At 67.7% G+C, this 20,743-nt stretch carries 19 protein-coding genes; all 19 read right to left on the reverse strand.

Annotated elements, in window-relative coordinates; genetic code table 11:
- Positions 1-12 precede the first annotated feature (12 nt).
- Positions 13-510: a 6,7-dimethyl-8-ribityllumazine synthase gene (gene ribH, locus WAW17_RS31995; RefSeq protein ID WP_422336845.1), complete on the reverse strand. Its 498-nt coding sequence runs from the start codon at positions 508-510 to the stop codon at positions 13-15.
- Positions 507-1,760 carry a bifunctional 3,4-dihydroxy-2-butanone-4-phosphate synthase/GTP cyclohydrolase II gene (locus WAW17_RS32000; RefSeq protein WP_422336846.1) on the reverse strand — a complete coding sequence of 418 codons (1,254 nt, stop codon included), beginning with the start codon at positions 1,758-1,760 and terminating at the stop codon, positions 507-509. The genes ribH and WAW17_RS32000 overlap by 4 nt, the downstream gene beginning before the upstream one ends.
- Before the next feature lie 80 nt (positions 1,761-1,840).
- The gene (locus WAW17_RS32005; RefSeq protein ID WP_422336847.1) at positions 1,841-2,449 is read right to left on the reverse strand and encodes a riboflavin synthase; all 609 of its coding nucleotides are present in this window, start codon (positions 2,447-2,449) and stop codon (positions 1,841-1,843) included.
- Positions 2,450-2,454: 5 nt separating this feature from the next.
- Positions 2,455-3,483 carry a bifunctional diaminohydroxyphosphoribosylaminopyrimidine deaminase/5-amino-6-(5-phosphoribosylamino)uracil reductase RibD gene (gene ribD, locus WAW17_RS32010; protein ID WP_422336873.1) on the reverse strand — a complete coding sequence of 343 codons (1,029 nt, stop codon included), beginning with the start codon at positions 3,481-3,483 and terminating at the stop codon, positions 2,455-2,457.
- A 67-nt stretch (positions 3,484-3,550) separates the two neighbouring features.
- Positions 3,551-4,222 (reverse strand): ribulose-phosphate 3-epimerase, encoded by a 672-nt coding sequence (rpe, locus tag WAW17_RS32015; RefSeq protein WP_422336848.1) that lies wholly within the window; start codon positions 4,220-4,222, stop codon positions 3,551-3,553.
- A gap of 90 nt (positions 4,223-4,312) precedes the next feature.
- Entirely contained in the window at positions 4,313-5,170 is an 858-nt protein-coding gene (locus WAW17_RS32020; RefSeq protein WP_422336849.1) for a mycofactocin-coupled SDR family oxidoreductase, read from the reverse strand.
- 102 nt (positions 5,171-5,272) lie between these two features.
- The gene (locus WAW17_RS32025) at positions 5,273-6,700 is read right to left on the reverse strand and encodes an RsmB/NOP family class I SAM-dependent RNA methyltransferase (protein ID WP_422336850.1); all 1,428 of its coding nucleotides are present in this window, start codon (positions 6,698-6,700) and stop codon (positions 5,273-5,275) included.
- On the reverse strand, positions 6,697-7,620 hold the full coding sequence (gene fmt / locus WAW17_RS32030) for a methionyl-tRNA formyltransferase (protein WP_422336851.1): 924 nt from the start codon (positions 7,618-7,620) through the stop codon (positions 6,697-6,699). The genes WAW17_RS32025 and fmt overlap by 4 nt, the downstream gene beginning before the upstream one ends.
- 259 nt (positions 7,621-7,879) lie before the next feature.
- Positions 7,880-8,527 carry a PadR family transcriptional regulator gene (locus tag WAW17_RS32035; protein ID WP_422336852.1) on the reverse strand — a complete coding sequence of 216 codons (648 nt, stop codon included), beginning with the start codon at positions 8,525-8,527 and terminating at the stop codon, positions 7,880-7,882.
- 105 nt (positions 8,528-8,632) lie between these two features.
- The gene (locus WAW17_RS32040) at positions 8,633-10,657 is read right to left on the reverse strand and encodes a primosomal protein N' (RefSeq protein ID WP_422336853.1); all 2,025 of its coding nucleotides are present in this window, start codon (positions 10,655-10,657) and stop codon (positions 8,633-8,635) included.
- Between the two features lie 43 nt (positions 10,658-10,700).
- On the reverse strand, positions 10,701-11,915 hold the full coding sequence (gene metK, locus WAW17_RS32045) for a methionine adenosyltransferase (protein WP_422336854.1): 1,215 nt from the start codon (positions 11,913-11,915) through the stop codon (positions 10,701-10,703).
- 129 nt (positions 11,916-12,044) lie between these two features.
- Positions 12,045-13,352, reverse strand: a complete 1,308-nt coding sequence (gene coaBC, locus WAW17_RS32050; protein WP_422336855.1) for a bifunctional phosphopantothenoylcysteine decarboxylase/phosphopantothenate--cysteine ligase CoaBC — start codon at positions 13,350-13,352, stop codon at positions 12,045-12,047.
- Between the two features lie 14 nt (positions 13,353-13,366).
- On the reverse strand, positions 13,367-13,669 hold the full coding sequence (gene rpoZ, locus WAW17_RS32055; RefSeq protein WP_422336856.1) for a DNA-directed RNA polymerase subunit omega: 303 nt from the start codon (positions 13,667-13,669) through the stop codon (positions 13,367-13,369).
- A 42-nt stretch (positions 13,670-13,711) separates the two neighbouring features.
- Positions 13,712-14,278: a guanylate kinase gene (gene gmk / locus WAW17_RS32060; protein ID WP_422336874.1), complete on the reverse strand. Its 567-nt coding sequence runs from the start codon at positions 14,276-14,278 to the stop codon at positions 13,712-13,714.
- A gap of 65 nt (positions 14,279-14,343) precedes the next feature.
- Complete coding sequence (gene mihF, locus WAW17_RS32065) at positions 14,344-14,664, reverse strand: integration host factor, actinobacterial type (protein ID WP_422336857.1); 321 nt, start codon at positions 14,662-14,664, stop codon at positions 14,344-14,346.
- A gap of 126 nt (positions 14,665-14,790) precedes the next feature.
- Complete coding sequence (pyrF, locus tag WAW17_RS32070) at positions 14,791-15,627, reverse strand: orotidine-5'-phosphate decarboxylase (protein WP_422336858.1); 837 nt, start codon at positions 15,625-15,627, stop codon at positions 14,791-14,793.
- Positions 15,624-18,989, reverse strand: a complete 3,366-nt coding sequence (gene carB, locus WAW17_RS32075; RefSeq protein WP_422336859.1) for a carbamoyl-phosphate synthase large subunit — start codon at positions 18,987-18,989, stop codon at positions 15,624-15,626. The genes pyrF and carB overlap by 4 nt, the downstream gene beginning before the upstream one ends.
- Positions 18,989-20,164: a glutamine-hydrolyzing carbamoyl-phosphate synthase small subunit gene (gene carA, locus WAW17_RS32080; RefSeq protein WP_422336860.1), complete on the reverse strand. Its 1,176-nt coding sequence runs from the start codon at positions 20,162-20,164 to the stop codon at positions 18,989-18,991. Before carA ends, carB begins: the two co-directional genes overlap by 1 nt.
- On the reverse strand, positions 20,161-20,736 hold the full coding sequence (locus tag WAW17_RS32085; protein WP_422336861.1) for a transporter: 576 nt from the start codon (positions 20,734-20,736) through the stop codon (positions 20,161-20,163). The genes carA and WAW17_RS32085 overlap by 4 nt, the downstream gene beginning before the upstream one ends.
- Positions 20,737-20,743: the final 7 nt, after the last annotated feature.

Below are 20,743 nucleotides of genomic sequence, written 5' to 3' on the forward strand. Positions count from 1 at the left end.
GCTCGCCCCGATTCACGCGAAGGATTTCTCGACGCGGCCCCGGCGCAGCCGGGCCAGCGTGACCGCGGTGTCGAGTGCGGCGGCGCAGGCCTGCCCGCCCTTGTCCTCGACGGAGCCCGGAAGCCCGCTGCGATCGATAGCCTGCTGTTCGGTGTCGGTCGTCAGCACACCGTTGCCCACGGGGGTGCTCTCGTCGAGAGAGACCCGCGTGAGCCCGGCGGTCACCGCGTCGCACACGTACTCGAAGTGCGGGGTACCGCCGCGGATCACGACGCCGAGCGCCACGACTGCGTCATGTGTTCGTGCCAGCTGCTGCGCCACCACGGGAAGCTCGATCGCTCCGGCGACGCGAACGAGCGTGACGTTCTTCACGTTCGCCTCCGCGGCCACCCGCTGCGCACCATCGACGAGTGCATCGGAGATCGTGGCGTGCCAGCTCCCGGCGACGATCGCGAGCCTCAGATTCTCCGCGTCACCCAGTTGCAGCCCGGGTAGTCCCTCACCGCTCACAGCATCTCTCCCGCCTCGAAGTCGTCGAGCCCGATCAGGTCGTGGCCCATCCGGTCGCGCTTGGTGCGCAGGTACGTGAGGTTCTCGGCATTGGCGCGCAACGGCATCGACACCCGTTCGGTGATCTGCAGTCCGTAGCCGTCGAGTCCCACCCGCTTGGCCGGGTTGTTGGTGAGCAGACGCATCGAGGAGATACCGAGATCCACCAGGATCTGTGCGCCGATGCCGTAGTCGCGGGCATCGGCGGGCAATCCCAGCTCGAGGTTGGCGTCGACGGTGTCCGAACCCGCGTCCTGCAACTGGTACGCCTGCAGCTTGTGCATCAGGCCGATACCGCGGCCCTCGTGCCCGCGCATGTAGAGGACCACGCCGCGGCCTTCCTGTGCGACCATGTCGAGCGCCGCGTCGAGCTGAGGACCACAATCACATCGCAGCGAGCCGAAGACGTCACCGGTGAGGCATTCGGAATGGACGCGGACGAGGACGTCGCTGCCGTCACCGTCCGGTCCGGGAAGATCCCCGCGCACGAGCGCGACGTGTTCGACATCGTCGTAGATGCTGCGGTAGCCCACTGCGGTGAACTCACCGTGCCGGGTCGGGATCCGCGCCGCGGCCACCCGTTCCACATGCTTCTCGTGCTTGCGCCGCCACGCGATGAGGTCGGCGATCGAGATGAGTGCCAGGTCGTGGTCGTCGGCGAATACCCGCAGCTCGTCGGTCTGCGCCATCGCCCCCTCGTCCTTCTGGCTGACGATCTCGCAGATCACCCCGGCCGGACGCAGGTCCGCCATCCGGGCGAGGTCGACAGCCGCCTCGGTGTGACCGGGACGACGAAGCACGCCGCCCTCCTTGGCCCGCAGAGGAACCACATGGCCGGGCCGGGTGAAGTCGTGGGCATTGCTCGTGGGGTCGGCGAGGAGCCGCATGGTCGCCGCGCGGTCGGATGCCGAGATGCCGGTGCCGATTCCGTGGCGAGCATCGACGGTGACCGTGTAGGCGGTACCGTGCTTGTCCTGGTTCGTCGCGTACATCGGGGGCAGGCCCAGCCGATCGCAGTCGTCGCCGTCGAGCGGGACGCACAGGTACCCGGACGTGTACCGGACCATGAAGGCAACCAGTTCGGGGGTAGCTTTCTCAGCCGCGAAAATGAGGTCGCCCTCGTTCTCCCGGTCTTCGTCATCGACGACGACAACCGCTTTACCTGCGGCGATGTCGGCAACGGCGCGCTCGATAGTGTCGAACCTGGTCACGTGCTCGGTCTCCAAAGTCTTGACTCACGCATCTACGAATACATCCGATGCACCCGTGGGATGCCCTTCAACAGTACGACTCACCTTTCAGCGGCTCGTAAGCGCTCCACATACTTGGCGATCACGTCCACCTCGAGGTTGACGGCAGTTCCCACAGCGGCCGTCCCGAGCGTCGTCAGCTCGAGGGTGGTCGGAATCAGCGAAATCTCGAAGTACTCGTCGCCCGGATCACCGCCGAGAGCCGACACCGTCAGCGACACCCCGTCGACCGTGATCGATCCCTTCTCCACGACGTACCGGGAAATGGCGTCGGGCAGGGAGATCCGCACCACCTCCCAGTTCTCGGACTGGCTGCGGCCGATGACATGACCGGTGCCGTCCACATGCCCCTGGACGAGGTGTCCACCGAGCCTGCTGTTCAGTGCCGCCGCCCGCTCGAGGTTGACGCGGCTGCCGACGTCGAGTTTCTGCAGGCTCGACCTGTTCAACGTCTCCTGCATCACGTCGGCGGTGAACGAGCCGTCCGCGAGCACGTCGACCACGGTGAGGCACACTCCGTTCACGGCGATCGAATCGCCATGTGACGCATCGGAGGTCACCACCGGGCCACGCACGGTGAACCGTGCGGCGTCGGGCAGTTCTTCCTTGGCGACGACCTCACCCAATTCTTCAACGATCCCGGTGAACACAGCGGTTACTCCTCGACTCGGGTGACGACACGTGCGTCAGCACTTTCGGACACATCAGGAACCAGACTCGACAACAGGTCGGGGCCGATCATCTCGACGGACTCGTGCCGAAACCGCAGCGCACCGCTGAGGGTTCCGACGCCGGCGTCGGACACCGCGGGTGTGCCGGCACCGAGAACCAGCGGGGCCAGATACGCCTGGATCCGGTCCACCCGACGCGCCGCCAGAAACGCACCTGCCAGCCTCGGCCCGCCCTCGAGGAGCACATCGGTGAATTCGCCCAGCGCGGAGAGCACCTCGTCGACGTCCCGGGTGCGGAGCAGGAGGGTCGGCGCCGAGTCGTCCAGCACCCGCGCGGTGGCCGGAATGTCGGTGAGCCCTACAACCACTCGCACAGGCTGGTGCGCAGCCGGGGAGCCGTCCGGCATGCGGGCCGTCAGCCGGGGGTCGTCGGTGAGCACAGTGCCCGTGCCGACCACGATCGCGTCGAGCTTGGCCCGGTCTTCGTGCACCCGGGCCCGGGCCTGGGGTCCGGTGATCCACTGGCTCGTGCCGTCGGCTGCCGCGCTGCGCCCGTCGAGGGTGGCCGCGTATTTCAAGGTCACATGGGGTCGTCCGGTGCGCTGACGGTGAAGCCACGCCCGCAGCGGGCCCCGTTCGACGTCCTGCGCGCGCAGTCCACCCTTCACCTCGACACCGGCGGAGAGCAGTGTCTCCGCGCCTCCGGCCGCCTCCGGATTCGGATCTCCCACCGCGTAATGGACCGCGGCGATGCCGGCCTCGAGCAGAGCCTGCGAGCACGGGCCGGTTCGGCCGTGGTGGTTGCATGGTTCCAGCGTGACGACGACGGTGCCGCCACGTGCAGCGTCACCCGCTTCCCGCAGTGCCACGACCTCGGCATGGGGACCGCCCGGCGGCTGCGTCATCCCGACGCCCGCGATCCGCCCGGCGGAATCGAGGACCACTGCGCCGACCGGTGGGTTCGGGCTCGTATAGCCCCGTGCGGACTCTGCAGCGCCGATGGCAATCTGCATCGCCGCATCGAGATCGGCCGGTGAATTCTCGTGACGCGCGTGGCGGTTCACCGCGAATGTGCCGCCGTCACCGGATGATGCTCAGGTGCGGCGACGCCTTTGCCGCACTGGCACGAAGGGCGCGCACCGCCTCGGCCGGATCGGCGGCGCCGTAGACGGCCGACCCTGCGACGAAGCAGTCGACTCCGGCTTCCGCCGCGGCCTCCACGGTGTCGGCGTTGATGCCGCCGTCGATCTCCACGATCAGGGTCAGCTCCCCCGAGTCGACGAGGCGTCGGACGGCTTTCGCCTTCGCGAGCACCTCGGGCATGAAGGACTGCCCACCGAAACCGGGTTCCACGCTCATCACGAGGAGGGTGTCGAAATCCTTCAGGATTTCCAGGTAGGGCTCGATCGGAGTGCCGGGCTTGACGCTGAGTCCGGCCTTTGCGCCCGCGGCGCGAATGTCGCGGGCCACCCGGCGCGGATCGTCGGCCGCCTCCGCGTGGAACGTGACGTTGTGCGCGCCGGCCTCCGCGTAGGGCGGTGCCCACCGTCCGGGATCGTCGATCATGAGGTGGCAGTCGAGGGGAATGTCCGTCGCGGCGAGCAGGCTCTCGACCACCGGAAGGCCGAGGGTCAGATTCGGTACGAAGTGCGCATCCATCACATCGACGTGTAGCCAGTCGGCGCCGGCGACGGCCTCCGCCTCCTGGGCGAGGCGTGCAAAATCGGCAGCGAGGATGGACGGTGCAATCATCGGGGTTCCCACCTGCCGAAGTTTAGTCTCACACCGATTCCGGGGTCGCTCGGCGGTACCACGGACCGGGAACGACCCCGGGGACGAGCGTCAGAGCCCGAGCTTGAGACCTGCTCCGGCGTCGATGCGCAGTTGCTGCCCGGTGACGAACCGGGACTCGTCCGACGCGAGGTACACCACCGCATGCGACACGTCCTCGGGTTCCACCCACGGAGTGGGCATCGCCTGCATGAACGGAAAGGTGACCGCCGCGTCCTCTGCTGTCGGGTTCTCCAGATCCGGCCGGAAGATGCCGTACATCGGCGGGCTCTGCAGCATGTCGGTGTTGCAGTTGGTGGGATGGAGCGCATTCACTCGAATGGATTTCGGCCCCAGAGTCAGCGCGAGCGAGGTGGTGTAGGTCATCAGCATCTTCTTCGCCAGGCCGTAGCCGTCCCCACCGGGCCCCTGCAGCGCCTGCTGACCGTTGAAACCGGTCTGCGGAACCAGGCCTGCAACCGAACCGGTCGCAATGATGGAAGCACCACTGTCGAGATGCGGGATCGCCACGTGAATCGTGTTGATCACACCCACGAAATCGACGTCGAACGCATCGACGAACCCCTCGACGGGCACGTCGTTGCCGAGGGGTGCGATACCGGCGTTGGCGACCACTACATCGAGTCGGCCGAGTTTCGCGACGGCAGCGGCGAGTTCCCGCTTCAACGCCGCACGGTCACGCACGTCGACCTTCGCGGTGACGACCCGCCTACCCGACTTCTCGACCAATGCACCGGTCTCCTCGAGATCGGCCGGCGTTGCCAGCGGGTATCCGTTCGAGGCGATGTCCTCGCAGAGATCGAAGGCGATGATGTCGGCCCCCTCGTCCGCCAGATGTACTGCGTGACTGCGCCCCTGACCTCGTGCCGCCCCCGTGATGAGTACGACCTTGCCCGCAACCCTGTTCATCCCGACTCCCCTCGACATGTGACTTCCGTCTCCCGCAAGGTGAATTAGAACACGTTTTACCCCTCGATGGAACAGGTTCTACTTTTCGCGGATCGACCGAATTCACGGCTTCCGCAGTGCGGCGAAGAACATCGCGTCCGTGCCGTGCCGGTGCGGCCACAGCTGCACGCTCGGACCGTCACCCGGATTCGGGACGCCGGGGACGAGTTCACGCGTGTCGAGCTCGATGAGCCGATGGCGCCGGACGGCGTCGGCGACCACCCCTACCGTCTCCGACAGGTGCGGCGAGCAGGTGGAATACAGGATCACCCCGCCGGGACGCACCAGCCGCACAGCCGAGGCGAGCAGCTCCCGTTGCAGCCGGACCAACCCGGCCACATCGGACGGCTGCCGGCGCCACCGTGCTTCCGGGCGTCGTCGAAGCGCACCCAGACCGGTGCAGGGAGCGTCGACCAGGATGCGGTCGTAGCCACCCTCGAGCCCGGGATCCCGGCCGTCCGCCACATGGACGTCGACGGGAAGCTCACGCGTCGTCTTGCGGATCAGATCCGCCCGGTGCGCCACCGGCTCGACCGCGTCGAGGCGGCCGCCCTCGATACCCGCCAACGCGCCCAGCAGGGCGGCCTTGCCGCCCGGTCCGGCGCAGAGGTCGAGCCAGCGCCCCTTGTCCGGACCCTCGAGGGGTGCGAGCGACAAGGCACGGGCGACGAGCTGACTTCCCTCGTCCTGCACCCCCGCGAGTCCCTCGCGCACCGCGTCGAACAGGCCCGGGTCTCCGCCGTCGAGATACACCGCATACGGCGAATACCGGCCCACCTCGCCGCCGGTCGCGAGAGCCAGCTCCTCCGCCGAGATCTCCCCCGGTCGCGCTACCAGATGCACCGCGGGCCGGGTGTCGTCGGCAATCAGAACGTCCTCGAGCTCACCGGCCCGCTCCCCGAGTGCATCCGCGAACACCTGGGCGATCCACTTCGGATGGGCGTGGGCGAACGCGAGACGCCCCACCGGATCGGCCGGCGCCAGCCGTTCCACCCATTCGGACTCGGATCGCTCCGATACCCTGCGCAGCACGGCATTGACGAAGCCCGCCTTGCCCTGACCTGCTTCGGCACGCACGAGGTCCACCGACGTGGCGACCGCGGCATGCGGCGCCACTCGTGTCCGCAGGAGCTGGTATGCGCCCAGCTCGAGGACGTCGAGCAGCGGTCCGTCGATCTCCTCGATGGGCCGGCCCGCGCAGTCGGCGATCACGGCATCGAGCAGTCCCTTCGCACGCGCCGCACCGTAGGCCAGCTCCGTGGCGAGGGCGGCATCCCGGCCGTCGAGGCGCCGCTCGCGCAGCAGTCCCGGCAGCACAAGATTCGCGTAGGCGTCCCTCTCGCGGACGGCCCGCAGTACATCCCTGGCCGCGAGCCGCGGCTGGTCGAGCCCGGCCTGCGCGGCATCGGGCCGACGAGCCTGCCGAGGTCGGTTGTTCCGCGCCCCCGAACCCGACCCGCCCCGGCGTGCCGGTCTTCTGGATTCACTCACTGTGCTCGTACCTCCGCGTCGAGTCGTGCTCCCCGTGCCCAGTCGACAGCGGACATCTGTTTCTTGCCTTGGGGCTGGATACGATCGAGCGCGACCGCGGTCGTGGCCGTCCCGACGAGGAAGCCACGCCGGGTCACCGAGATCTCGCCCGGCTCGAGCGGTTCGTCGGTCGGGGTGACGGGTCCGACCTTCACGCGGACGTCGCCGATCATCGTCCAGGCCCCGGGCGACGGTGTGACCGAACGCACGTGCCGGTCGACGACGGAAGCCGTTCGGTCCCAACGGATCCGAGCCGATTCCACCGTCACCTTCGGGGCGTGGGACACTCCCTCGGAAGCCTGTGGAACGGCGGAGATTGTGCCGTCCTCGAGACCGTCGAGTACCGATTCCAGGAGTACCGCCCCGCTGTCCGCCAACCGGTTGAGCAGGTCTCCGGAGGTGTCGGTGGGCCGGATACGTTCTGTGACCACGCCGTACACGGGCCCGGTGTCGAGACCCGCCTCGAGCCGGAACGCGCTGGCCCCGGTCATGTCGTCACCGGCGTTGATCGCAGCCTGAACGGGCGCAGCGCCACGCCAGGCGGGCAGCAACGAGAAATGCAGGTTCACCCAGCCGTGAACCGGGATGTCCAGCACCTTCTGCGGAAGCAACGCCCCGTAGGCCACCACCGGCGCGCAGTCGGGCGCGATGTCGGCGAGACGTGCGACGAACTCGGGATCCGACGGTCGCTCGGGTGTCAGCACCTCGATACCAAGCGTGTCCGCGACCTCAGCGACGGGCGACCGCACCATCTTGCGACCACGTCCGGCCAACGTGTCGGGCCGGGTGATCACGGCGACCACCTCGTGACGCGGCGAACGAATCAACCGTTCGAGGGACGGAACCGCAGGCTGGGGCGTTCCTGCAAAGACTAGGCGCACGTCATCAACCCGCACGGGCGACGGTGGCCGGCGCTCCGGGCCCACACGATACTCACGAAAGAATGCTCCCTGGTTCGACGACTGTGCCGACCAGTCTAGGGATCGGGCGGAGCGGTGCGCGCACGCCGCCGGGTGCGACACGGATTGTGCAGGTCTTCCTGTGGGCGCAGGTTGTCGCGAAACTCGCGGAACAGGCCGCCGCGGCGGGCGAATGTATCGTTCAGCGCGCTGATGGCGTCGAAAGGTACATTCGCCCGTGCTAGGAGTCCGACTCGCCCGTGCTCCGGTCGTCCTCGGCGAGTAGCCGGTAGAGAGACCTGCGAGCCTCGGTGAGGATCTCGCCGGCGCGTCGGATCTGCTCGTCGTTGCCGACGGCTGCCACCTGCCCGGCGGCTCCCATGAGCGGACCGATCAGGCTCCGCAGATCCTCCGCGGGTCGTCCCACGGCCTCGCGGACGTCGTCCCACGGCGATCCCAGTTCTGCGGCATGAGCTTCGACGTACGCCTTGCCCTCCTCGGTCAGTTGTGCCGTCTTTCTGCCCGCCAGCTTCTCGATGATCACCAGCCCTTCGTCCTCGAGTTGCGACAACGCGGGATAGATGGAACCGGGACTCGGCTTCCAGACCCCGTCGCTACGTTCGACTATCTGCTGGATCAGTTCGTATCCGTGCATGGGCGATTCGGCGAGTAGCAACAGGATTGCCGCACGGACGTCACCTCGCCTTCCCCTTCCACCGCGTCCCCGCCCACGGCCGAAGTGCATTCCGGCACCGAAGGACGGGTCGCCCTCCGGGCCGAAGCGTCCGCGCCGATGGCCGCGACCGGGCGGGCCTTCCGGGCGTCCGGTGCGTCCGCGGCCGAATCGGTCGCCGCGAGGACCTCTGCGTTCGAAATTGACGTCTTCCATGTCAGCCTCCTCAGGCCTGATCTCGATACCTGTTGCATCGATGATGCATCAACGATATATCGCCAGTCCATCGATGACAAGAGGCCACCTACTTCAATCTCCGGGCTACCCGATGTGGATCGGATCGATCTGCACCCGTGCCGGCTGCGAGTCCCTGCGCGCGCTCCGCAGCGCCTGCGCCTCTCTCAGCGCCTTGCCCAGACGGGTTCCCTGCGCGCGAGGCACCCGAACCAGCATCCGCTCGACGTCCAGCGGTTCCGGTGCGTCGCCCGAGAAGGGCAGCCGCTCCCCCGGAGGCAACTCCACGGGCCCCAGTAATTCCGCGTTATCGGGAAGGTCGGCCACCGCGAGCAGATCCGCGATCGAGGTCGCGGTACCGTCGATCGCGGCCAGGTGTACGGCCGGCGGGAAACCCACCTCGGCACGCTCCTCATATTGTGCCCGGGCATGCCAGACGGGATCCCAGCGCACCAGCGCCTGAACCGTCGGGATACCCGAATCCGCAACCACGACGACCTCGCCGCCGTCACCGAACGGCCGGACGAGGGCCGACGCCGTCATCCACCGACGCATCGTCTCCTCGGCTGCCCGAAGATCGGGTCGTCCGAGTAGCGCCCACCCGTCGAGAAGCAGCGCGGCGCCGTACCCGCCCGTCATGATCGGTTCGGCCCCCACCGTCGCCACTACGAGAACCGGCCCCTGCTCCACTGCGTCGAGTACATCGGTGCCACCCGACATGCGGACCGCGACACCCGGAAACGCGCGCCCCAACTCCTCTGCCGTTCGTCCCGCCCCCACGACGACGGCGCGCAGCGCGCGTGCCCCGCACGCATGGCAGCGATGTGCGGTATCGGCCACACCGCACCAGCGGCACGTGGGTGTCGCCGCACCGTCCGGTCCGGCCGCCGACGGTAGTGCGAGCGGGCCGTTGCACCGCCGGCATCGGGCGGGCGCGCGACATTTTGCACACGCGAGACTGGGAACGTAGCCGCGGCGCGGTACCTGCACGAGAACCCCACTGCCCGCAGCCAGGGCTTTGCGGGCGGCGGCAAAGGCCACTGCCGGCAACCGGGCCGCTCGCGCACCCGGATCCCGGGCCAGCGCATGGTCGCTGTCCGCGAGGGCCGTGATCTTCGGGGCCGCAGCCCGCACGACGTCGCGCGAGGCCACCAGGTCGTGGGCCCACCCGGAATCGACGAGGGCCTGCGCCTCCGCAGTGCGGGCATGTCCGGCGAGAACCAGGGCGCATCCCGACGAGTAGGCGCGCAGCAACGCCACCTCCCGGGCATGCGGGTAAGGCGCCCGCGGCTCGGAATGGTTGTCGTCACCGTCGTCCCAGAGCACGATCAACCCGATCCGGGGTGTCGGCGCGAACACCGTGCTGCGGGTTCCGACGACGACTCTCGCCGTACCGCGCAGAGCCGACAGCCAACGCCGGTATCGGGCGGCGGGACCGAGACCCGCGGCAAGGCCGACCACGAGATCCGCACCCATGAGCGCCTCGCACGCGGCGACCACCCGGTCGAGATCCCGTTGATCGGGCACGACGACGACCGTGCTCGCCTCGGTACCGGCGCCGATCGATGCCAGTTCCGCCAGCCGGGCGGGCCAGTCTTCGCCGGGCAGCGCCTGCCAGACCGCACGCGGGTGACGGCCCGTCTCCAATGCGGTCAGAAAAGCCTCGCCGTGGACGTAGCGAGCCCAGGCGTCACGGGTGATCTCGACATCCGGAGTCGGAGCGCGCTCCCGCCCGGCTTCGGCTTCGGCTTCGGCCCGGGCATGCCGCGGCGGAATGGCCAGTCGCAGTACATCTGCCCGAGTTCCCGCATACCTGCCGGCAACCAGGTCGACCAGGCCGGCGATCTCGGGGGTCAGCACCGGTTCCGCGGAGATCACTCTCTCGAGCCAGCCGAACCGACCCTGATGCTCACTGGAGGCCGTCCTGGCGACGACAAAGCCGTCCACCAGGCGGCCTGCGAAACGGATACGCACGCGTACCCCGGGCCGGGCCTGCTCGGCGAGTTCGCGCGGCACCAGGTAGTCGAACTCACGATCCAGGTGGGCGAGCGGCAGCATCGGCAGAACCCGTGCGACCGGATCCGTCTCTGCCGCTACCTTGTCCCCGCTCACCGACGATTCCGGGAGGTGCGCGAAGCCGATCCGTTCCCGACGATCAGAGCCCTGCGGCTGCGCGCAGCTTCTCCGCCCGGTCGGTGCTCTCCCAGGGCAACGCGATGTCGGTACGCCCGAAGTGACCGTATGCAGCGGTCTGCGCGTAGATCGGACGCAGCAGATCGAGGTCCCGGATGATCGCGCCGGGACGCAGATCGAAGGTCTCGATGATGGCCTGCTGGATCCGGACGGGATCGGTCTTCTCCGTACCGAACGTCTCGACGAACAGACCCACGGGCGCAGCCTTGCCGATGGCGTAGGCCACCTGGACCTCGATGCGTTCGGCGAGACCGGCGGCCACCGCATTCTTGGCCACCCAGCGCATCGCGTACGCGGCGGAGCGGTCCACCTTCGACGGATCCTTGCCCGAGAACGCGCCGCCACCGTGACGGGCCATGCCGCCGTAGGTGTCGACGATGATCTTGCGGCCGGTCAGCCCGGCATCGCCCATGGGCCCGCCGAGCACGAATTTACCGGTGGGGTTGACCAGCAACCGGATGTCCGAGGTGTCGAGTTGCGGCATGGCGAGATCGGCGAGCACCGAGCCCAGGACCTTCTCCCGCAGATCGGGGGTGAGGAGGTTGTCGAGATCGATGTCGGCGGCGTGCTGGGTGGAGATGACGACGGTGTCGAGACGGACGGGCTTGTCGCCGTCGTACTCGATGGTGACCTGGGTCTTGCCGTCCGGTCGCAGGTACGGCAGCACACCGGTCTTGCGGACCTCGGTGAGCCGGCGCGACAGCCGATGCGCCAGCGCGATGGGCAGCGGCATCAGTTCGGGCGTGTCGGTGGTGGCGAAGCCGAACATCAGTCCCTGGTCGCCGGCACCCTGACGCTCGATCTCGTCGTCGGTGAGTCCACCCGTGCGGGCCTCGTGCGAGTGGTCGACGCCCTGTGCGATCTCGGGCGACTGTGCACCGATCGCCACGTTGACACCGCAGGAGTTCCCGTCGAAACCCTTGGCCGAGGAGTCGTAGCCGATCCCGAGGACGGTATCGCGCACGATCTTGGGGATATCGGCGTACGCGGTGGTCGTCACCTCACCGGCGACGTGGACCTGACCCGTGGTGACCAGGGTCTCCACGGCCACCCGGGCACGGGGGTCATCGGTGAGGATCGCGTCGAGAATGGAGTCGCTGATCGCATCACAGATCTTGTCCGGGTGACCCTCGGTCACAGACTCGCTGGTGAATAGCCGACTACCGGACTGGCTCACAGAATTCCCTCTCGACGCGTTGTCCCTGTACAGCACTGAAAACAGCTTAACTGCGTAATACCGCGAACGACCTTAACGCCACCATCCCCGCAGTGACACCCTTCGACTCACCGGAACTTCGGCCGGCTTCTACACCCGGTTCTGCAGGAGATGATTCACGGCGTCGAGCACACGACTCGCCATCAACGCCTTCGATCCGTGCTCGAGCGCCGCTTCCGACCCGTCGGCTCCCAGTAACCAGCCGTCGTTGTGATCGACCTCGAATGCTTTGCCTTCACCGACCGCATTGACGACCAGCAGGTCGCATCCCTTGCGCGCGAGCTTGGCACGCGCATACGACAGCACGTCTCCATCCGCGTCACCGGTCTCCGCCGCGAATCCGACGATCACCGACTCCGCAGGGATGTCGCCGTCACGCCGCGACTGCACCAGTCCCGCAAGGATGTCCGCATTCTTGGTCAGGGCGATGGAGTCGGGTTCACCGGCGCCCTTCTTGATCTTGCTCGCGACCGTCGTACTCGGCCGGAAATCGGCGACCGCCGCCGCCATGATGACGACGTCGAAGTCGGGAGCGTGCTTGGACACCGCCACATTCATGTCTTCGGCGGTGCGCACGTGAACCACGTCGACCGCCGCCGGCTCACCCAGATCCGCGGTGTATCCGGACACCAGGGTGACATCGGCGCCCCGCTGAACGGCCAGCCGGGCGATGGCGTATCCCTGCTTGCCCGAACTCCGGTTGCCGAGGAAACGCACCGGATCCAGTGGTTCGCGGGTACCGCCGGCCGACACGAGGATCCGACGACCCTCGAGGTCGCGAGGCAGCGCATCGGGACGCTCGAGCAGCAATGACGTCAGTCCCACGATCTCGTCGGGTTCCGGTAGTCGTCCCGCGCCGGTGTCCTTACCGGTCAGCCGGCCCGACGCCGGTTCGATGACCGTCACGCCGCGCACACGCAGGGTGGCGACGTTGGCGACCGTCGCGGGGTGCTCCCACATCTCGGTGTGCATGGCCGGCGCGAAGACCACCGGACACCGTGCGGTGAGAAGGGTGGCGGTGAGAAGGTCGTCGGCCCGGCCGGCGACGGCGCGAGCCATCAGATCCGCGGTGGCGGGCGCGACGACCACCAGGTCGGCTTCCTGCCCGAGTCGCACGTGGGGAACCTGCGGGACGTCGGCGAACACGCCTGTATGCACAGGATTGCCCGACAGCGCCTCGAAGGTGGCCCGTCCGACGAACTCCAGTGCCGACTCGGTGGGGATTACCCGGACATGGTGGCCGGCCTCGGTGAACGCGCGAACGATCGCGCAGCTCTTGTATGCGGCAATTCCGCCACCGACACCGACGACTATGCGTTTGCGCCCGGTCGCCGTGGGAGACGCTGCGGGTGAATCCGTGCCGTGGCCGTCGAGACGGCCCGCTGTGTGATCGGGCACGGCAGACGCTCCGCTCACTCGCCTTCGGTGTGCTCGAGCAGATCGGCGTGGATTTCGCGCAGTGCGATCGACAGCGGCTTTTCCTGCAGGCCCGGCTCCACGAGGGGGCCGACGTACTCGAGGATGCCGTCACCGAGCTGGTTGTAGTAGTCGTTGATCTGGCGGGCGCGCTTGGCCGCGAAGATCACCAGTGCATACTTCGACGACGTCCGCGAGAGCAGCTCGTCGATCGGCGGATTGGTGATTCCGAGCGGGGTGTCGTAGGCAGGCAGTGCGTGGCTGGGCGATGCGGACGCGACTGCGGGGGTGCTGCTCACTCGGTATCTCCTGAAATAGTTCTGGCTGGTTTGATGTGAGAACTAGTGGGTCGACTCGGACTGTTCCGGTCGTCCGACCAACAAGGATACCAATTCGTCGCACGAACGGCTGACATCCTTGTTGACGATGACCTCGTCGAACTCGTCCTGGGCGGCAAGTTCGACCCGGGCGGTCTCGAGTCGCCGCGCCACCACGTCGGCGGATTCGGTTCCCCTGCCGGTCAGTCGCTCGACCAGCACGTCCCAGCTCGGTGGGGCCATGAACGCGAGAACAGCTTCCGGCATCACGTCGCGGATGGCCCGCGCACCGGCCAGATCGACCTCGATCAACACCGGTTTGCCCCGTTCGAGCGCATCGCGGACGGGCGCTGCGGGGGTTCCCGACAGCTGCAGACCCCCGTGGATCTCCGCCCACTCGAGGAGCTCTCCGGACTCGATCATGCGCTGGAACTGCTCACGGGAGGTGAACCGGTAATCCCTGCCGTCCACCTCGCCCGGACGCGGATCCCGGGTAGTCGCGGACACGCTGAAGACGAGTTCGGGCATCCGTTCCCGCAGCACGCGCACCACGCTGGACTTGCCGACAGCCGAGGGGCCGGCCAGTACCACCAGCCGACCCCTCCGCACTCCGGTCTTGCTGTCCGACACTCGAGCGTCAGCTGTCACTGTCGTGCTCAGGCCTCGAAATCGAACTTGGTGAGCAGTGCCTTGCGCTGCCGATCGCCGAGGCCGCGCAGGCGACGGGTCGGAGCGATCTCGAGCTCGGTCATGATCTCCTGCGCCTTGACCTTGCCCACCTTGGGCAGGGCCTCGAGCAGTGCGGACACCTTCATCTTGCCCAGGATCTCGTCGTCCTCGGCGTCCTTGAGAACCTGCTTGAGGTCGGTGCCGCCACGCTTCAGGCGCTCCTTGAGCTCAGCCCTGGCCTTGCGGGCAGCAGCTGCCTTCTCCAAAGCAGCGGCGCGCTGCTCATCAGTCAACTGGGGAAGGGCCACGGTTCCTCCGTCTCGTCGTGTGCATTTGGTCCGAACCGCTGGATAACCAGCAGCGATAGCGACCGTACTCACGCCCGGCGCCGATTGCGAACCCACCCCCCAAGGTCAGAGCCGGATTCGGGTGGGTTATGAGAGCGCCGACTCGATCTCGTCACGCACCGCCACGGCGGCGTCACGCAGTGCCCCCGCCGACGGTCCGGCCCGAAGAACACCCCGAGATGTGTTCGGCAACAACAACTCTCGTGAATCGGGAAAAATCTCTGCGAGGTCCGCGGCCGTGGCGCCCTGCGCGCCGAGCCCGGGCGCGAGAATCGGTCCGGAAAATTCCGACAAATCCAGGCCGTGTCCGCGTGTCGCGCCCACGACGATGCCCACCATGTCCGGTTCGTCCTCGTTCCGGGCCACCGCGCTGTTCACCACGGACTGGGCGACGGACGCCCCTGCGGCTGTGCGTGCCACCTGCAGCTCGCCGCCCTCGGGATTGGACGTGCGCGCGAGCACGAAGACCCCGCGACCGTGCTCCGCCGCCAACGTCAGCGCCGGATCGAGCGCCCCGAACCCGAGGTACGGCGACACCGTCACGGCATCCGAGGACAGCGGGGAGTCCACACCGAGCCACGACTGCGCGTACGCCGCCATTGTCGAGCCGATGTCGCCGCGTTTCGCGTCGGCGACGACGAGCGTGCCTGCCTCTCTGAGGACACAGATGGTCCGTTCCAGCACCGCATACCCGGCGGAGCCGTACGCCTCGAAGAAGGCGATCTGAGGCTTGACCACGGCCACCTCACCGACGAAGGACTCCACGCAGATCTCCGCGAAGGTCTCGAGCCCCTCTGCGGAGACCGGCAGGCCCCACGCCTCGAGTAGCGCGGGGTGCGGGTCGATGCCGACACACAACCGTCCTCGTTCCCGCACCGCCGACCTCAGCCGCTGCCCCCAGGACTCTTCGCGCCGATCCGTCACGGGGCGACGGTTCCGGTTGCGACCGAATCCTGCGACGGCGCCCGCAGGCGTGCATGCAGTGTCTGAAGGGACTGCACACCGATGTCCCCGCGGATCGCGGCCTCGATGCCCTGCACCGCAGCCGACGCACCCTGCACCGTCGTCACGCACGGAATGTTCACCGACACCGCGGCGCTGCGAATCTCGTAGCCGTCGACGCGAGGACCCGAATTGCCGAACGGCGTGTTGATCACCATGTCGACCTCGCCGTCGCGGATCTGCTCCACGATGGTGCGGGCCCCCTCTTCCAGCGTCTCCCCGGAGTGCTTGTGGACGTTTTCGCAGGTGATGCCGTTGCGCCGCAGGACCGCGGCCGTGCCCTCCGTGGCGAGGATCCGGAAACCGAGGTCGGCGAGCCGCTTGACCGGGAAGATCAGCGAACGCTTGTCCTTGTTCGCCACCGAGACGAACACCGAACCCGACGTCGGAAGCGATCCGTACGCGGCGGTCTGGCTCTTCGCGAAGGCGGTACCGAAGTCCACGTCGATGCCCATGACCTCGCCCGTCGACTTCATCTCGGGGCTGAGCAGGGTGTCCACGCCGGTGCCGTCGGCGCGCCGGAACCGGTTGAACGGCAGGACGGCCTCCTTGACCGCGACAGGTGCATCCGCAGGCACCTCTCCCCCGTCACCGCTCGCCGGCAACAGCCCGATCTCACGCAGTTCGGCGATGCTCTGGCCGAGCATGACCCGCGCGCAGGCCTTCGCCAACTGCACGGCCGTCGCCTTGGACACGAAGGGCACCGTGCGGCTCGCGCGCGGGTTCGCCTCGAGGACGTACAGGACGTCGTCCTTGAGGGCGTACTGCACGTTGAGCAGCCCCTTCACGCCGATGCCCTTGGCGAGCGCCTCGGTGGACCGCCGGACGTTCTCGAGGTCGGCACGCCCGAGGGTGATCGGCGGCAGCGCACACGCCGAGTCGCCGGAATGGATGCCCGCTTCCTCGATGTGTTCCATGACGCCGCCGAGGTATACCTCGGTGCCGTCGCACAGCGCGTCGACGTCGATCTCGATGGCATCTTCCAGGAATCGGTCCACGAGCACCGGGCGGTCGTCGGAGATCTCGGTGGCGCGAGAGATGTAGTCCTGCAACGACTTCTCGTCGTAGACGATCTCCATGCCGCGACCGCCGAGCACGTACGACGGGCGCACGAGCACGGGGTAGCCGATACCCGCGGCGATGTCGCGGGCACCGTCGAACGTGGTGGCGGTGCCGAACTTGGGTGCAGGCAGGCCGGCCTCGGTGAGAACCCGGCCGAACTCGCCACGATCCTCCGCGAGGTCGATGGCTTCCGGGCTGGTGCCCACGATGGGAACCCCGGCCGCCTTCAAACGCTTCGCGAGCCCGAGCGGGGTCTGACCTCCCAACTGCACGATCACCCCCGTGACGGTGCCCGAGATCGACTCGGCGCGATACACCTCGAGGACGTCCTCGAACGTCAGCGGCTCGAAGTACAGGCGATCGGCGGTGTCGTAGTCGGTGGACACCGTTTCCGGGTTGCAGTTGACCATGACCGTCTCGTAGCCGGCCTCGGACAACGTCATCGCCGCGTGCACGCATGAGTAGTCGAATTCGATGCCCTGGCCGATCCGGTTGGGCCCGGAGCCGAGGATCAGGACCTTCGGGCGTTCCGTCTGCGGGGCCACCTCGGTCTCCGCGTCGGGGTCCAGCTCGTAGGTGGAGTAGTGGTAGGGGGTCTTGGCCTCGAACTCGGCCGCGCAAGTATCCACCGTCTTGTAGACGGGATGGACGTTCCACTCCTCGCGCAGCGCCCGGACCGCGTCCTCGTCACCGATGTCGGGTCGAAGCGCGGCGATCTGCCGATCCGACAGACCGTGGTGCTTCGCATGGCGCAGAACCCGGGCGTTCACCTCGGGTGCCCTCCGCAGCTCGTCGCCGAGCTCGGAGATCTGCTGCATCTGGTCGAGGAACCAGGGGTCGATCTTGGTGGCGTCGAACAGCTGCTCGATGGTGGCGCCGAGCTCGAAAGCCTTCTGGATTCCGTACATGCGGCCGTCGTGAGGGACGGCGAGTTCCTCGAGCAACGTGTCGAGACTGTCCGCTTCCACCTCGGGGCCCGTCCAGTACCCGGCCCGCTTGGTCTCGAGCGAGCGCATGACCTTGCCGAACGCCTCGGTGAAGTTGCGGCCGATCGACATGGCCTCACCGACCGACTTCATGGTGGTGGTGAGTGTGCCGTCCGCACCCGGGAACTTCTCGAACGCGAACCGCGGCGCCTTCACCACGACGTAGTCGAGGGTCGGCTCGAAGCAGGCAGGTGTTTCCCTGGTGATGTCGTTGACGATCTCGTCGAGGGTGTAGCCGATGGCGAGCTTGGCGGCCATCTTCGCGATCGGATAGCCCGTCGCCTTCGAGGCCAGTGCCGACGAGCGCGACACGCGTGGGTTCATTTCGATGACGACCAGGCGGCCGTCCGCCGGATCCATCGCGAATTGGATGTTGCAGCCGCCGGTATCGACACCGACCTCACGCAGGATGTCGATCGAAAGATCGCGCATCTTCTGGTACTCGCGGTCGGTGAGCGTCATCGCCGGCGCGACGGTGACCGAGTCACCGGTGTGCACGCCCACGGGATCGACGTTCTCGATCGAGCAGACGATCACGACGTTGTCGCGGCCGTCGCGCATCAGTTCGAGTTCGTATTCCTTCCATCCGAGGATCGACTCCTCGATCAGGACGTTGGCCGTCGGGGATGCCGCGAGGCCGCCGCCGGCGATCCGGGTGAGGTCGTCGTCGTCGTACGCCATGCCCGACCCGAGGCCACCCATGGTGAACGACGGCCGCACGACCACCGGGAAGCCGAGTTCGGTCACGGTGTCGCGCACCTCGTCCATCGTGTAGCACACCCGCGACTTCGCGGACTCGCCGCCGACCTTGGCGACGATGTCCTTGAACTTCTGCCGGTCCTCGCCGCGCTGGATGGCATCGAAGTCGGCGCCGATCAGTTCCACGTCGTACTTCTCGAGGATGCCCTGCTCGTGCAGAGCGACCGCGGTGTTGAGGGCGGTCTGGCCGCCGAGCGTCGCGAGGACGGCGTCGATCGGGTGCCCGTTCGCTGCCTCGAGGGCGATGACCTTCTCGACGAACTCGGCCGTGATGGGTTCGACGTAGGTGGAGTCCGCGAACTCGGGGTCGGTCATGATCGTGGCCGGATTGGAGTTGACCAGGCTGACCCGCAGGCCCTCCTCCTGCAGGACCCGGCAGGCCTGCGTACCCGAGTAGTCGAACTCACAGGCCTGGCCGATGACGATCGGACCGGAGCCGATCACCAGGATGTGCTTCAAATCTGTACGGCGTGGCATCAGTTCGTGACTCCGGTTTCTTTCCGTGCGGAGAGCAGACTCGTGAAGCGGTCGAAGAGGTACGCGGCGTCGTGCGGACCGGCAGCGGCCTCCGGGTGGTACTGGACGGAGAAGGCCGAGTCGTCGAGCAGCCGGACACCCTCGACGGCACCGTCGTTGGCGCAGGTGTGGCTCACCACTGCGCGTCCGAACGGGGTGTCGAACTCCTGGCCGGCCTCACCCTCGAGGGCGAAGCCGTGATTCTGGGCGGTGATCGCGATGCGACCCGTTTCGTGCTCGACCACCGGGATGTTGATACCCCGGTGCCCGAACTTCATCTTGTACGTGCCGAGGCCGAGTGCCCGGCCCAGGATCTGGTTGCCGAAGCAGATGCCGAACAGCGGCAGACCCTGACCGATGACCTCCTTGGTGAGGTGCACGACGCCGTCGGCGGTGGCCGGGTCGCCGGGACCGTTGGAGAGGAACACCCCGTCGGCCTTCACGTCGAGAATCTGCTCGAGGGTGGCGTCGGACGGCAGGACGTGCACCCGGATGCCGCGCTGGGCGAACATGCGCGGGGTGTTCGTCTTGATCCCGAGGTCGATGGCCGCCACGGTGAAGCGCGCCTCTCCCCCGGTCGGCTCGACGACGTATCCGGTGGTGGTGCTCACCTCACCGGCCAGGTCGGCGCCCAGCATCGACGGCTGGCTCTTCACCCGATCGAGCAGAACCTCGGTGTTCGCCAGCGCGCCGCCGGAGAAGATGCCGGCACGCATCGAACCGCGGGTACGCAGGTGCCGGACCAGGGCGCGGGTATCGATGCCCGCGATACCGACGACGTTCTGACGCACCAGTTCGTCCTGCAGCGACCCGGTAGCCCGCCAGCTGGAGGTGCGCCGCGAGGGGTCACGGACGACGTATCCGGCCACCCAGATCTTCGCCTCGGCCTGGCTGCCACCGGGGCCGACGGACTCGTCGTCCTCGTCGTTCCAACCGGTGTTGCCGATCTGCGGCGCCGTGGCGACAACGATCTGGCGGTGGTAGCTCGGATCGGTCAGGGTCTCCTGGTAACCGGTCATCCCGGTGCTGAAGACGGCCTCACCGAGGGTCTGGCCGACCGCACCGAACGTGGCGCCGCGAAACACGCGGCCGTCCTCGAGTACCAGGACTGCCGAGTCACTCTCATAGCCGCTCATGCGTTCTCTCCGTTCTGCAGGGTCTCACCAGAGCTCGCCGCATTCGCTGAATCTTCATTGTCCGTCTCGGCAACATCCGTGCCGGCAACCGACTTCACACCCGACACCCAGTCCGGGTACACCGACTTGTCGTCGCCACGGAACCCGGTGTCGATCTCGGTGCCCGTCGGCAGTTCCCACCGGATCACCAGGACGCCGTCCTTGCTCATGACCTTGCCCGCGAGGCCGCGCTCGGTGCGGATCGCCCGGATCGAATCCTGCGGAATCCAGATCGCCGAGGCCCCGTCGCGCTCGAGGAGGATCCCCGTCTCGTAGCGGGACAGCTCGCCGGCAGCACGGAACCCGAGGTCGCCGACGGCGATGCGGTCCTGCCAGCTGGGTGCGAGAGTGCTGCCCACGTAGAGGCCGGTACTCGGCGAAATCGTCTGCTGCCCGAGTTGCGCCGGCACGGCGGGCAGCTGCCCGATCCGGTCGTTCTGGCGACGCGCCCGGCCCCGCCAGCCCACATACATCAGGAACAGCGCCAGTGCCCAGAAGACCACGAGGCCGACGACCCAGAGGAGTCGTTCCATGTCCACC

Origin of the sequence: Rhodococcus sp. (in: high G+C Gram-positive bacteria), assembly GCF_049286785.1 — a bacterium.
In the GTDB taxonomy this organism is placed as follows: Bacteria; Actinomycetota; Actinomycetes; order Mycobacteriales; family Mycobacteriaceae; genus Rhodococcus_F.

Bases quoted from the DNA above. Each gene is read 5' to 3' on its own strand.
- ribD (WP_422336873.1), bottom strand. From the start codon at position 3,483: ATGCAGATTGCCATCGGCGCTGCAGAGTCCGCACGGGGCTATACGAGC.
- WAW17_RS32020 (WP_422336849.1), bottom strand. From the start codon at position 5,170: ATGAACAGGGTTGCGGGCAAGGTCGTACTCATCACGGGGGCGGCACGA.
- carB (WP_422336859.1), bottom strand. From the start codon at position 18,989: ATGCCACGCCGTACAGATTTGAAGCACATCCTGGTGATCGGCTCCGGT.
- carA (WP_422336860.1), bottom strand. From the start codon at position 20,164: ATGAGCGGCTATGAGAGTGACTCGGCAGTCCTGGTACTCGAGGACGGC.
- WAW17_RS32035 (WP_422336852.1), bottom strand. From the start codon at position 8,527: ATGGAAGACGTCAATTTCGAACGCAGAGGTCCTCGCGGCGACCGATTC.
- rpe (WP_422336848.1), bottom strand. From the start codon at position 4,222: ATGATTGCACCGTCCATCCTCGCTGCCGATTTTGCACGCCTCGCCCAG.
- WAW17_RS32085 (WP_422336861.1), bottom strand. From the start codon at position 20,736: ATGGAACGACTCCTCTGGGTCGTCGGCCTCGTGGTCTTCTGGGCACTG.